The organism is Nitratireductor indicus C115 (assembly GCF_000300515.1).
In the GTDB taxonomy this organism is placed as follows: Bacteria; Pseudomonadota; Alphaproteobacteria; order Rhizobiales; family Rhizobiaceae; genus Nitratireductor; species Nitratireductor indicus.
Genome location: NZ_AMSI01000036.1, coordinates 1 through 12,169, shown reverse-complemented (window position 1 = coordinate 12,169; position 12,169 = coordinate 1). Strand labels below are relative to the sequence as shown.

The window sequence follows — 12,169 nt, the reverse complement described above, 5'->3', positions numbered from 1 at the left end:
CGCGATATCCAACCTATTTGAGTAAACCAATGCACCCGCTAACGGAAAGGTAGGACCTCGAGCAGGTTGAGGTTCAAGTGTTCAAATGTCGCAGCTCCCTTTGGAAAGCGACGCCGCAAAACTGTTGCGCGGCCACGATCTCAAGCGTCTTTTCACATTGGTGACAGGTGGTCGAGCAGGATCATCGTCCCCAAGCCGCAAAGTGCAAGACCTGCAATCAGTTCGGCTAGCTTGCCGAGGCGATGGCCTATCAGCCTCCCGACAAGCATGCCGCCCGAGGACATCACGAAGGTGGCAAACCCTATTGCTACCGCGACGATGACGATGTTGACCTGAAGAAACGCGAGAGAGATACCCACCGCCATGGCGTCGATGCTGGTTCCTACCGCCGTCGCCATCAGGGCGGTGAGCGATCTTCCCTTGGACGGGTTATCCGTAGAGCCCCAGATTGCCGCGTAGAGCATATGAATGCCGACGCCCGCGAGGAGGGCGAAGGCGATCCAATGATCGACAGCCTGGACAAAGCGGCTGGCTGCAACGCCGGCGATCCAACCGAGAATGGGCGTTGTCGCCTCGACAATGCCGAAGATCAAACCTGTTCGTAACGCATCTCTCAGGGGCGGCGAGCCGATGGCGGCCCCTCGTCCGATAGAGACTGCAAAGGCATCGATGGACATACTCAGGGCGAGTACGGCAATGGTGAAGGGCGACATTGGAGAGTGATCCCGACGGACATCTACCGGGCGCCAACCCCTGCTCGTCCGCATAGGAACAGTGGCGCCACAGTCTCGTCGGGCCGTTAAATCGGCTGACCGCGCCATGCGCATGTGTGCAAGCCTGTCGACACGGTCCCGCGCGGGCGCGGTGACTACTCCCTGATTGGCCGGGAGATAGGAACACGGATCCAAAAAGTCAAATTAATTCAGCTAGATGGGCAATTGATACTCATTTGCATCTGGCGGGGCTTAGCGTGAAGCGTGGCGCCGTCGACGCAGCACTACATGGAGCGGGTCAGCCTACAATGGGAGTTGCCAGCCAGAGATAACCGCCGCTTGGCGCAGTTCTTCAAGAACTTCAATTCCGACGATGGCGACAAGGAACCACATGACTTCCGTCAACGACCGTACAAATGCCCGAGAGTGGACAACGACGGTGTCTTCGCTTTCCGGCAAATCGAGGCGAGGAAAGAAGCGAGGAACTCTCGCCATGTATAGCATGTAGTCCGGCCCAAAGAGGGACAGCAGCCGCTTTTCCTCATTCCTGATTACCGGTCGATAGTAAACCAGGAATGCGACCGCACTTATGATCATCAAGACAATGTTTTGAGCCGCAAGGCAGACGCCGACGAGACCGAGAAAGGAGAAGAAATAGAGAGGATTGCGGGTAAGGGAATACGGACCGCTTTGGCAGAGATCCAGATCCTTCCGGCCTCCGATATATAGAGTGCACCAGAGCCTTCCGAGAACGGCAGCAAACACCAGGAAGAATCCGAGAAACTCAATCAGGCTGTAGCCCAGCGTTTCAAAGCCTTCCGGCTGCGTTGCGATCAGCATCGCCAGCCAGGCTGGTGCCACCAGCCACGTTACAAAAATCCTCTTGCGCTCGACTGGGGATTTCGTACCAATTGTCCCTAACAATGATCTAACTCCACCCCCCGCCGAATGTGCGGTAAAAAATATGTGAACCGATCTGGGTCATACGCTCCATGGAGCGAGCCCAACGCGGGCTGACGTAGGTGGCGTTGTAATGGGTCGATGACGCCACTTCGGGTAAGAATATCTTCCCGCCGGTAACTGCCATGGCCACGTCCTTTGCCAGACGATACGCGCGTCGATCTGTAATGACATCCGGAACGCCGTCGCAGGCAAAGGAAAACTGGCATTTGTTGATCCAGTTGTCATTTTGATAAACTACGTCACAGACGTTTGCTGGATATGCAGGATTGCGCACCCGATTGAGAATGACTTGCGCGACCGCGGCTTGCCCCCTCACCTCCTCGCCCCGAGCCTCGAAATAAATCGCGGTAGCAAGGCACTTCTGCTCGGCTGTCGAGAAGACGGATCCCGGTAGAGGCTGCTTCATCCAATCGTGGTCACCTTCGATCGTGGGCGGAACGAAGCGACCGGCTGTCTCGTCGGCGCCGAGTAAAGCCGCGAAGGCATTGGAAGACGCATGGAATTCGTCCTTTGGGGCGTAGGCCGTGGCCAGGATGTCGGCGCCATCGTTGTTGACCAGGTCGGCAAGCGCCTCCGGCACACCGGCCAGACGGTCGTCTGCTGGGTTATGAAACGTAGACAGGCCCGCTACCATTTCAGGATCTGCCTGTTTTGAAAAACCCCGCAGAAAGTATGACGCGTCGGTCCCCGACGAAAGCAGCCGCGAAGTCAACGCCTGCTCTCCAACAGGGGTCTCCAGGTTTTTCCGATACGCTACGCTGACCAGACGTGGTTTCTTCGCTTCTTCAACCACCCGTTGGGACGTGGAAGAAACCTCTCGATCTGCCCGCAAATTGACCCGTTGACCACCGAGCACCAGATCCAGGTTTTCGTCATCACCAGGAATAGCGGCACTGGGCAGCCGGAGCTCCTTCAGATGAGAGCAGGTGTCGGCCTGCTCGACATATACCGCCCAGAGATCCGGCCCGGGAGCGATTCCCAACTCGGATTTGGTGCCCTGGATCCCCGTGGGCGATGCGAAGCCGAACACGAACCAACTTGCGCCGAGAATCGCAAGCACACGCCGATGGCCGTTCGATGATTGTCGCTCGAAAGTGGCTTTCGGTTTGGACCGCAATATCTCATTCTCCGGATGCCCCACGCAGAAGGAGAATCGATTGTTAACCTTGATGGAAAGTTAACACTACTGCGACTGCGCGTCGCAATGTCACGGCAGGCTTATCCAGGCTCCCATTGAACCTCATGTCGCTTGTCCACGCTTCCGGGTTTTGGCTGTCTGGTCTTGCTCTGGTTCGTGTCCGGTCTTGGCTATTCAAGGGCGCAGACGCCTTCCGGCCGGCTGCTCCGGCGCTCGACAAACCCGGAAGATTGCCGACGTTGTTCGCTGCCCAATTGACGGTGGCGGCCGGTGTGCTGAGGGGACCCTTCTGGAGTTTTCTTACGCTGGTCGCGATCGCCAAGACACTACGTCGTTCTGCTGCGGCGACCTCGGGGTTGGTCGCATGACGTGGCTTTTCGAGCATCTGATCGGAGGCAAACGTATCCTTCAAGGCAGGGAAAGACGCGCGATAACCGGAAGATGGTTGGATTGAAAGCGCGGTCCGAGACCTAGGCTGGTAAGCCCCATATTCGGCGAGATGACGATCCTGTCGATCGGCGTGCCCAGGGTAGGCATGTTGCCGAAGCGGGTGCTGAATCGCGTGGGTGACGGCCACCACGCCGATTCCGTAGTTCGGTAGCCAGTTTCTGCAAGAAAGTCCTGAAAGAAGGGCGACCAAGGCGGCATATTCCAGTCTCCCGCGATGACCACGGCTGCATCGCCATCTTCCTGCAGAAGCGCTTGTGTCAGATCGCGATAATACGCTGCTCGCTCTCGCCACATCGATGGTCTCCGTGGTGTCTGGGCGTGAACAGCATAGAGAATGACCTGCCTGTCTTCGATCAGGAGCTCGAGCCTGAGAGGGTGCCGGCCTCCCGTGTCGCGGCTTGCTTGGGAAACGACCTGTTCGCTGATGATCGGAAAGCGGCTGAACACCTTCATGTCAGTGTTAGCCCGCAGATCCCGGCTGCTTTCAAAGCGCCACAATCCGCTTTTGACCAGTGCATCCTGCCAGACGGGGCGCATTTCCTGTAGCACGACGATATCACTTGAAGCGACTTCCGGGATGGAGAGAAAGGGCCGGGGATCGCGATTGTCCGAGAGGACATTGGCCGAAATAATCGTGAACTGGCTGCCACCGCCTCCGGTGGCAGGGGTAGGCAGGAAGACGAATGGAAGAATGGCCGTTAAAAGTGAGATCACAGCGCCGGCTCGCGTAAGCCGGGATCGCGGCACGAGACTGATTGCAAACAGCGCTATTCCAGCAGCGAGAAGGTGCGGGCGAATGAAGTTCGCCATGTCGGCTGCCCACAAGTCGCGGGCAAGAAGGTGCGAACCGAACTGGGCCGCAATATAGAAAAGCTGCACGATGGTGATCAATGGAACGGTAAAGTTGGCCAGATGTCGACGGCGAGGAAAAGACAACACGACACCGCGCTTTCATAAAATTGTCTGCCAGTTCACGGACCTGCCCGGAAAAGTCAACAAGCCACACCAAATCTATAATCGTGCTTGACCCTCTAGCCACCTGAGGTTTTATAGCTTTGCTCCTGTATGACAGGAGGCCGGCCATGAGTGCTGATGGACGCCAGACCCGCTTCCGGGTCGAAGGCATGGATTGCGCAAGCTGCGCCACCAAGATCGACACTGCGGTACGTCGTCTCGACAACGTCGCAGACGTCAAGGTTTCGGTTGTCGCCGGGACAATGACCGTTACCCATGGCGAACGCGTTGACATCGATGCACTCGCCAAAAAGGTTGGCAGCCTCGGCTACAAGACGACCCCGATTGCAGCAAAAGATGTTCCTGTCGCAGATGAAGGCGCAGGCCATCGTCACGGTCCCGGTTGCAACCACGGTCATGCTGAGGGACCCCGCAATCATTCGAGCGAGAGGACCGGCCAAACGGATACCTTGGCGGGCCTGCATGGGCACGACCACGGACCTTCCGACGGGCCGTGGTGGAAAACCTCTAAGGCGCGACTCACCATACTGTGCGGTGCCGCACTGGCGATCGCTTTCGGCCTTGCACAGATATATCCCCAGACGCAGCCTTGGGGCTTCATCGTCGCCATGGCCGTTGGGCTCATCCCCATCGCTCGCCGGGCCATCTTCGGAGCAATGAACGGCAGCCCGTTCACCATTGAGACGTTGATGACGGTAGCTGCGGTCGGCGCAGTGATCATCAATGCTTCCGAGGAGGCGGCGGTCGTCGTTTTCCTGTTCCTCGTGGGCGAACTTCTCGAAGGCATTGCAACCGGGCGCGCGAGAGCATCCATTCGTGCTCTCGCGACATTGATGCCCAAGACGGCGCTGCTGGAGTTAGACGGGACGACGAAGACCGTCCCGGCCGAGAGCCTAGCGGTCGACGCTATCGTGATGGTGCGTCCCGGTGATCGTGTGCCGGCAGACGGTGTGGTGTTGTCAGGTGAGAGCGCTGTCGACGAAGCGCCGGTGACGGGCGAGTCGGTGCCCAAACGCAAGGAAGAGGGCGACAACGTATTCGCCGGCACCGTCAACCAGGAAGGTGTGCTTCGGGTGAGGGTGACGGCTGCTGCCGCCGACAATACGATTGCGCGGATCATTACTCTCGTCGAGGAAGCTCAGGAGACCAAGGCCCCAACCGAGCGCTTCATCGACCGCTTCTCCAAGTACTACACGCCCGGCGTGATGGTGGTGGCTGCGCTGATTGCGATCATTCCGCCGTTGGTGGCGGGCGCGGAATGGGGCACGTGGATCTATCGCGGCCTTGCCGTCCTGCTGATCGGTTGCCCGTGCGCGCTGGTCATCTCGACGCCAGCGGCAATCGCCGCCGCCCTCTCGGCGGGCGCGCGACGCGGTTTGCTGATGAAGGGCGGTTCGGTGTTGGAAAATCTCGGCAAGGTGAACCGCGTCGCCTTCGACAAGACGGGAACCCTTACGGAAGGCAAGCCGAAGGTAACTGACATCGTTGGTGTCGCGCGAGACGAACGCGAGACGTTGCGCCTCGCTGCCGCTCTCGAAGTCGGCTCCAGCCATCCGCTTGCCGTGGCGATTCTTGCGAGGGCGGAAAGCGAGGGCGTTCCCCTGACGGCCGCGTCCGAGGCTGGCGCGGTCGGCGGCAAAGGTGTGGTCGGAACGCTCGACGGTGTGAAGCTGTTTCTCGCGTCACCGCGCGCTGCTGGGGAAGAGGTTCAGATCGACGAGACGCTTTCCGCCCGCATCGCTGCGCTCAACGATGAAGGCAAGACGGTTTCAGTGCTTCTTGCCGGCAAGGAAATCGCCGGTCTGGTCGCCATGCGTGACGAATCGCGCGAGGACGCAAAGGAGGGCATCGCGCTTCTTCGCGAACTGGGAGCGGACGCGATTATGCTCACGGGTGACAACACCCGCACCGCGAAAGCCATCGCCGCTTCGCTCGGAATGGAAGCCCGCGCCGAGCTGATGCCGCAGGACAAGCAGAGGATGATCGGAGAAATGCGGCAGGAAGGCCGCTTCGTGGCGAAGGTCGGCGACGGCATCAACGATGCGCCCGCGCTTGCCGCCGCCGACATCGGCATTGCCATGGGCGGTGGAACCGACGTCGCGCTCGAAACGGCGGATGCTGCGATCTTACATGGCCGGGTGAAGGACGTCGCGAACATGGTTTCCCTGTCGCGGCTGACGATGAACAACATCTGGCAGAACATCGTCATCTCGCTTGGGCTGAAAGCCGTGTTCCTCGTAACGACCGTTCTCGGGATTACGGGGCTCTGGCCTGCGATCCTTGCCGATACCGGCGCGACCGTTCTCGTCACCGCCAATGCGATGCGCCTTCTCGCATGGCGAGGTATCCGTACCTAGGGAGCGCCCGGTAGTGGTTCAGACGCCGCAGCATCTGACGTTTCTTCGCCAGTGGATCGCCAACCCGCTGATGGTGGGTGCGGTCCTGCCTTCAGGAGCTTCGCTGGCCCGGTTGATGACAAAGGCTGTCGATCACACCACCGGGCAAGTTCTCGAGCTCGGCCCGGGAACAGGCGTCTTCACCGGTGCGCTTCTGGCGCGGGGACTTGCCGAGGAGCAACTGACACTGGTCGAACTGGATGAAAGCTTCGCAGAGCTTCTTACCAACCGCTTCCCCGGTGCGCGGATCGTCCGGGGCAGCGCTGCCCGGCTGTCGGCGGCAGGGATCAGCAAGGCTGCCAGATATGATGCCATCATCAGCGGACTCCCGCTTCTGTCGATGCCAACCCGGACTGTGTATCGGATCATCCGGGGCGTAGCGCTCAGGCTTGAGCCGGGCAGCAGTCTGTTTCAATTCACCTATGGCATGCGGTGTCCGGTCCCGGACGCCATCCTTCATAGAGCCAGGTTGGACGCAGTATTGCTCGGCACCGTGTTCCGGAACATGCCGCCCGCATCGGTCTACCGGATATCGCATTCGCGAACGCGAACGCCGGCTGAACGGACCTCGCCTGCACGACAGGCGGAATATCGAAATAACCTGACCATGACGAGTCAGGAAGGGGAACCGGTTCATCGGTAACAACAACATTAAGGAGTTTGATATGTTCACAAGACGCGAGATGCTCGCCGGTTCGACCGCACTGACAGTCGTCTCTGTATTGCCTGCGCGCGCGCAGACCGGAACCAATCATGAGGTCCAGATGCTGAACAAGGGAACGAAGGGCGTGATGGTCTATGAACCGGACTTCGTTACGGCAGCGATCGGCGATACCGTTACGTTCATTCCAACCGACAAGTCCCACAATGCCGAAAGCATTAAGGGTATGCTGCCCGAAGGCGCGGAACCCTTCAAGGGCAAACTCAATGAAGAGATTACCATCACCATAGAGAAAGAAGGCGTCTACGGCGTGAAATGTACGCCTCACTACGGCATGGGAATGGTGATGCTTATTGCCGTAGGCGCGCCAGGTAACATGGAAGAAGCTCGGGCTGTCAAGCATCCGCCGAAAGCAAAGAAGCTCTTTGACGAGCTTCTGGATGCCGTTCCGGCCGCCTGAGTTTGGACGCCGGACCAAAACCGGATGGTAGCGCCAGCCCTAGGAGACGCGAGGTGCTGCCATCCCGGTGCAGGACAGATCTGATCTGCAGACATGAGAGCCGCGGTTCTCTGCACCTGTTATCGTATCGTTTGATGTGTGGAATAACCCGAAAGCTCAATGCGGCTTGTCATATCGACAAAGCCGCCCGATTCTTTTAGCGATTCAATCATGCAGCTTGCACGCAGGATCAGAAATGGATGTTGGATAACTGGCCTTGCCGTCGGCCTGCTTGCCTACGTCCTTTTGCTGCAGGGCCTCGCTTCCGCTTACGCCAAGACGATCACGATGATCGGCGAGTCCGATCCGGGCTTCATCATCTGCGCCCCATCCTGGACAGATTATAACAGCCCAGAGGGCGGCCTGGAGTTTCTCGGAAAGGACTGTTGCGCAGCCTTTTGTAAGGCAGCGGCTTCATCGGGGCCGACGTTGGAGCCGGTGTCGGTGGATTTGCTCTCGCTGATACCGCAGACTTTGCGTAGCGAGCGGATGCAGCCGCTCGAAAAGAGTGTTCCTCAGAAAATCCCCTTCATCCCAGCGCTTGGAGCGCGAGCGCCACCCACGTTCTCCGTCTGACAGAAAAACGACCCGGCGTGTCACTGCGCCTCTTCTGTTGCATGGAGAAACCAATGCGCAATTTTATCCGTATCCTCGCGGCATCTGCTGCTCTTGTCTATTCCTCCACCGCGTTCGCTCACGAATTTAGCGTAGGCGACATCGTCATCAATCATCCTTGGACCCGTGCAACTTCACCGGCAGCAAAAGTTGGCGGCGGATACTTTGAAGCGGTCAACAACGGCACAGTCGACGACAGGCTTGTCGGCGCCAGTTCCCCTGCCGCATCTCGCGTCGAGATCCATAAAATGGAAATGGCCGACGGCATCATGAAGATGCGCCCGGTGCCGGATGGGATGGCGATTGCTGGCGGCGACAAGATTGAGCTCGCGCCAGGCGGCTATCACCTCATGCTGATCGATCTGACGGAGCCGATCAGGGAGGGCGACATGGTTCCGGTCACTCTTCAATTTGAGATGGCCGGTTCGGTAGAGGTAGAGCTCGTCGCAGGAGCCCTGGGTCAGGCGCAATCGGATCATCAGGGCGGCTCTGCGTTGTCGCATGATGGTGAAGATTGATGCGCGGGCGTACAGTCGGATTGCTCTCAGCGGGTGTGCTCGCCGTTGGGATGGCGTTGGTTGCCGTCACTATCATTGCCGAGAACAGGCAATCAGGTGTTCAGTCTCGAAGCACGGGCGTCGCTACGGTAGGCGGGCCTTTCCAGCTAACCGGAACTGAAGGGCAGACCGTCTCGGAGCAGGACCTCCTCGGTAAGCCGAGTGCTGTTTTCTTCGGCTTTACCTACTGCCCGGACGTCTGTCCGACCACTCTGTTCGAACTGACAACTCTGGCGGAACAACTCGGCTCAGAAGCAGACAAGCTCAATTTCGTGTTCGTCTCGGTAGATTCCGAGCGCGATGGGCCTGCGGAAATGAAGCAGTATCTCGAGGCTTTCGATGACCGCATCATTGGGCTTACCGGCACTGCCGAACAGATCGATGCCGTGGCGAAGGCCTACAAAATCTACCATGCGAAAGTTCCGTTGGAGGGGGGTGATTATACGATGGATCACACGGCCAGCGTCATCCTGATGGATGCGGACGGAAGGTTCTTCGGAACGATGGACTATGAAGAGGAAGCAAGTGTGATGCTTGCAAAATTGAAGCGCCTGATAAGCGAACGGGTTGATGGATGATCTCTGAGCATTTTCGAGAAGTACAACTGAACGTGCGGGAGTATTCGGAAATTGACACTGGAAAACACCAATAAATCAACCAGATTTCTGATCATTATTGCAACTTTTGCGGGAATGTTGGCTGGAATAGGAGGGGTTATTATCTTCGGCGGGTTCTCCGACGAGGATCAAGGGAGCGTCGCTACGGCGGGCTTACCGGATAGCTGCCCTGTTTCATCCGAACAGATGATAGCGATAAAGAGTGCTTCACAGGGTGAAGTCGCGGCAATGCTTGCGACCGAGAAGCCCCTAGCTATGCGCGATTTGACATTCAGTGACGCTGACGGAGCGCCATTAAGCGTAGGGAGTCTGGCGGGAAAGACACTCCTGATCAACCTATGGGCCACGTGGTGTGCGCCGTGTCGTGAAGAAATGCCGGCGCTCAACGAACTTCAAGCTGAAATGGGTGACGACAAGTTCCAGGTTATTGCTGTGAATGTCGATACCGGCGGAGATGACAAGCCGAAGGCGTTTCTCAAGGAAATTGGAATCGACAGTCTTGGCTTTTATCGCGAACCAACGCTCGTTTTATTCAACAGCCTGAAGCGACAGGGCCTGGCGTTGGGACTGCCAGTTACGTTGCTCGTCAGTAAAGAGGGATGCCTTCTCGCACACATGAACGGCCCAGCTGAATGGGCGAGTGACGATGCCAAGGCATTGATAAGGACTGCGATCGGAGGTGCCAATAGAGAGTCGTAGGGCGAATGAACGCAGAGTGTGCCTGCTTGGCGTTCTCGGCTTCAATAAATCAGATGACATAGACAGCGTGGTGGCACGAATTGGGATCAGATTCTCCAATTGAAGAAGCCCCAGAGATACAAGCGGTTGCGCAAGGTGATCACGGGTCCGACACTTTACAAATAGAACTTGACAGAGGCTGCCTAGGACAGTTCCGAGGCCCTCGCATTGGCGTACCTGCATCGATAATGTTTGGTCGGTTCTGCCAAAGCGCGCGTCAGAGTATCGGATATGCGATGTGAGGGGACAGGATCGCTTCACGCGGGGCAGCATCTTCAAAGGTGACGAAGAACAACCACCGGCTATGGACGGATCGGACGCGCCCCTCTGGGAACGCCCCGTACGCTGGCCTGCCGAGGGGCTCCCTTTTGACATGCGGGCACTACGCTATGTGCTGGCAGCGGCTGAACAGATGAGTTTTTCGGGTGCAGCCGGCGCGCTCGGGATGAAGGTGTCAAGCGTCAGCCGTCATGTGCGCGACTTCGAGGACAATCTTGGCATTTCCCTGTTCGAGCGAACTACCTCGGGCGTCCGACTGACCGACGCCGGCAGCCGGTTTCTCGACGACATTATCCCCGTTCTCCAAATGGCCGAAGTGGTGCTCCAGCGCGCCGGCGCGGCCGGCCGGGTCGAGGACGGCACGGTCAGGATCGGCATTATCACCACGCTCGGCGGTGGCTTTCTGCGCGAATTGATCGCGGCCTATCGCCAATGCTATCCGGGCATAGATCTCGACATTGTGGATGGCGGCCGCCGCGATCATTTGCGTGCGATCCGTTCTCGGCAACTCGACGTCGCTTTCTTCACCGGTTACGCGCCGTTCGCTGGCTGCGACGTCGAGGAATTGTGGCGCGAGCGCGTGTATGTTGCTATGGCAGTGCCGCATCCGCTGGCCGGGTGTAACGCGCTGGATTGGTCGCAATTGCGCAACGAGCGTTTCATCGTCTCGACGATGGAGCCGGGGCCGGAGGTGCATGACTATATCGTCCGCCGTATCGCAGACTACAGCACCTATCCGAATGTGACTTATCGCCATGTCACGGAAGAAACCCTGATGCACATGGTGGCGATCGGCGACGGGATAACATTGGTCTCGGAGGGCTGGACCAGCATGTCCTATCCAGATCTCATGCTGCGTCCGCTGACGGCGCGTGAAGACATCGTGCCGTTCAGCGCGGTGTGGTCGCCGTCGAGCGACAATCCGGCGCTGCGCCGGTTCCTGAGCTTCGCGCGCGATCTGGCAATTCGGCGGGGCTCACAACGCGATCAATGATCCGCTACGGGAGGGGCCAGTTTGGCGCCGCCGGCAGTTGCGGCCTTGCCGGCGAGCTTGGCTTTGCGGCTACGCCAGCCGCGATCAGAACGCAGGAAGGCTTCGAGCATGTGCGGGATCAGCGTGGCGGTGTCGACCTCCCCATACTCGCGGCCGTATTCGGTGGCGTAGAGGTCGAGTTCCTCCTTCAGCGGTTCCGGCATCGGGACCGTCATTCGCACGATACCGAGCTTCGGCAGTGGGCCGAGCTTGAGATTGGCCATCAACGCGCTCCATAGGGTTCGAGGACCAAATCGCGCGCCACGATGACCCTGACGTGAAAACCGGGCCGGATCGTCAGGGTCGGCGCGACCTGCAACTGGCGTTGGACGATCTGCTGGCCAGCCTGATTCACCGTGTCCTGGGCACCGTCGCGGATCGCACGGACCAGCCGATCTTCGTCGCTTGTCACCAACTCTGCGCCGACGGCGAGCAGCGTGGAGAGGCCGGCCGCCTTCATCAGATCCCACCAATGGTAGTCGACCCCGTCCTCCAGGCCCGCATAGCCCGAGGCATCGGCGCCGCGCTGGCGCTC

14 protein-coding genes are annotated in these 12,169 nt (G+C 58.7%); 8 read left to right on the top strand and 6 right to left on the bottom strand.

Annotated elements, in window-relative coordinates:
* Window positions 1-152: 152 nt before the first annotated feature.
* The 4 genes from NA8A_RS23700 to NA8A_RS23685 all read right to left on the bottom strand — a co-directional run bounded on the left by NA8A_RS23700 (window position 153) and on the right by NA8A_RS23685 (window position 4,143).
* Window positions 153-713, bottom strand: a complete 561-nt coding sequence (locus NA8A_RS23700; RefSeq protein ID WP_009452979.1) for a manganese efflux pump MntP — start codon at window positions 711-713, stop codon at window positions 153-155.
* A gap of 303 nt (window positions 714-1,016) precedes the next feature.
* On the bottom strand, window positions 1,017-1,637 hold the full coding sequence (locus NA8A_RS23695; RefSeq protein ID WP_063608058.1) for a methyltransferase family protein: 621 nt from the start codon (window positions 1,635-1,637) through the stop codon (window positions 1,017-1,019).
* Window positions 1,638-1,641: 4 nt separating this feature from the next.
* Entirely contained in the window at window positions 1,642-2,793 is a 1,152-nt protein-coding gene (locus NA8A_RS23690) for a cell wall hydrolase (RefSeq protein ID WP_009452977.1), read from the bottom strand.
* Between the two features lie 429 nt (window positions 2,794-3,222).
* Window positions 3,223-4,143, bottom strand: coding sequence for an endonuclease/exonuclease/phosphatase family protein (locus tag NA8A_RS23685; protein ID WP_205630954.1), 921 nt, complete (start codon window positions 4,141-4,143; stop codon window positions 3,223-3,225).
* 203 nt (window positions 4,144-4,346) lie between these two features.
* On the opposite strand from NA8A_RS23685, the gene NA8A_RS23680 reads away from it, so the two are divergent.
* The 8 genes from NA8A_RS23680 to NA8A_RS23645 all read left to right on the top strand — a co-directional run bounded on the left by NA8A_RS23680 (window position 4,347) and on the right by NA8A_RS23645 (window position 11,595).
* Window positions 4,347-6,596, top strand: a complete 2,250-nt coding sequence (locus NA8A_RS23680; RefSeq protein WP_009452975.1) for a heavy metal translocating P-type ATPase — start codon at window positions 4,347-4,349, stop codon at window positions 6,594-6,596.
* Window positions 6,597-6,609: 13 nt separating this feature from the next.
* Entirely contained in the window at window positions 6,610-7,278 is a 669-nt protein-coding gene (locus NA8A_RS23675) for a class I SAM-dependent methyltransferase (RefSeq protein WP_009452974.1), read from the top strand.
* A 40-nt stretch (window positions 7,279-7,318) separates the two neighbouring features.
* Window positions 7,319-7,756 (top strand): pseudoazurin, encoded by a 438-nt coding sequence (locus tag NA8A_RS23670; RefSeq protein ID WP_035029545.1) that lies wholly within the window; start codon window positions 7,319-7,321, stop codon window positions 7,754-7,756.
* Between the two features lie 210 nt (window positions 7,757-7,966).
* Window positions 7,967-8,371 (top strand): hypothetical protein, encoded by a 405-nt coding sequence (locus NA8A_RS23665; RefSeq protein WP_143088045.1) that lies wholly within the window; start codon window positions 7,967-7,969, stop codon window positions 8,369-8,371.
* A gap of 53 nt (window positions 8,372-8,424) precedes the next feature.
* The gene (locus NA8A_RS23660; protein WP_009452971.1) at window positions 8,425-8,928 is read left to right on the top strand and encodes a copper chaperone PCu(A)C; all 504 of its coding nucleotides are present in this window, start codon (window positions 8,425-8,427) and stop codon (window positions 8,926-8,928) included.
* Window positions 8,928-9,545, top strand: a complete 618-nt coding sequence (locus NA8A_RS23655) for an SCO family protein (protein ID WP_009452970.1) — start codon at window positions 8,928-8,930, stop codon at window positions 9,543-9,545. The genes NA8A_RS23660 and NA8A_RS23655 overlap by 1 nt, the downstream gene beginning before the upstream one ends.
* 51 nt (window positions 9,546-9,596) lie before the next feature.
* On the top strand, window positions 9,597-10,283 hold the full coding sequence (tlpA, locus tag NA8A_RS23650; protein ID WP_009452969.1) for a thiol:disulfide interchange protein TlpA: 687 nt from the start codon (window positions 9,597-9,599) through the stop codon (window positions 10,281-10,283).
* A 412-nt stretch (window positions 10,284-10,695) separates the two neighbouring features.
* Window positions 10,696-11,595, top strand: a complete 900-nt coding sequence (locus tag NA8A_RS23645; RefSeq protein WP_240532849.1) for a LysR family transcriptional regulator — start codon at window positions 10,696-10,698, stop codon at window positions 11,593-11,595.
* Here the strand turns inward: NA8A_RS23645 and NA8A_RS23640 are convergent.
* Complete coding sequence (locus NA8A_RS23640; protein WP_009452967.1) at window positions 11,589-11,858, bottom strand: DUF2274 domain-containing protein; 270 nt, start codon at window positions 11,856-11,858, stop codon at window positions 11,589-11,591. The genes NA8A_RS23645 and NA8A_RS23640 overlap by 7 nt on opposite strands.
* On the bottom strand, window positions 11,858-12,169 hold a 312-nt coding region (locus NA8A_RS23635), incomplete at its 5' end, for a TraB/TrbI/VirB10 family type IV secretion system protein (RefSeq protein ID WP_009452966.1). The genes NA8A_RS23640 and NA8A_RS23635, both read right to left, overlap by 1 nt.

Coding starts and splice junctions, on each gene's coding strand:
- NA8A_RS23655 (WP_009452970.1), top strand. CDS start 8,928: ATGCGCGGGCGTACAGTCGGATTGCTCTCAGCGGGTGTGCTCGCCGTT.
- NA8A_RS23700 (WP_009452979.1), bottom strand. CDS start 713: ATGTCGCCCTTCACCATTGCCGTACTCGCCCTGAGTATGTCCATCGAT.
- NA8A_RS23640 (WP_009452967.1), bottom strand. CDS start 11,858: ATGGCCAATCTCAAGCTCGGCCCACTGCCGAAGCTCGGTATCGTGCGA.
- NA8A_RS23670 (WP_035029545.1), top strand. CDS start 7,319: ATGCTCGCCGGTTCGACCGCACTGACAGTCGTCTCTGTATTGCCTGCG.
- NA8A_RS23665 (WP_143088045.1), top strand. CDS start 7,967: ATGCAGCTTGCACGCAGGATCAGAAATGGATGTTGGATAACTGGCCTT.
- NA8A_RS23660 (WP_009452971.1), top strand. CDS start 8,425: ATGCGCAATTTTATCCGTATCCTCGCGGCATCTGCTGCTCTTGTCTAT.
- NA8A_RS23680 (WP_009452975.1), top strand. CDS start 4,347: ATGAGTGCTGATGGACGCCAGACCCGCTTCCGGGTCGAAGGCATGGAT.
- NA8A_RS23645 (WP_240532849.1), top strand. CDS start 10,696: ATGCGGGCACTACGCTATGTGCTGGCAGCGGCTGAACAGATGAGTTTT.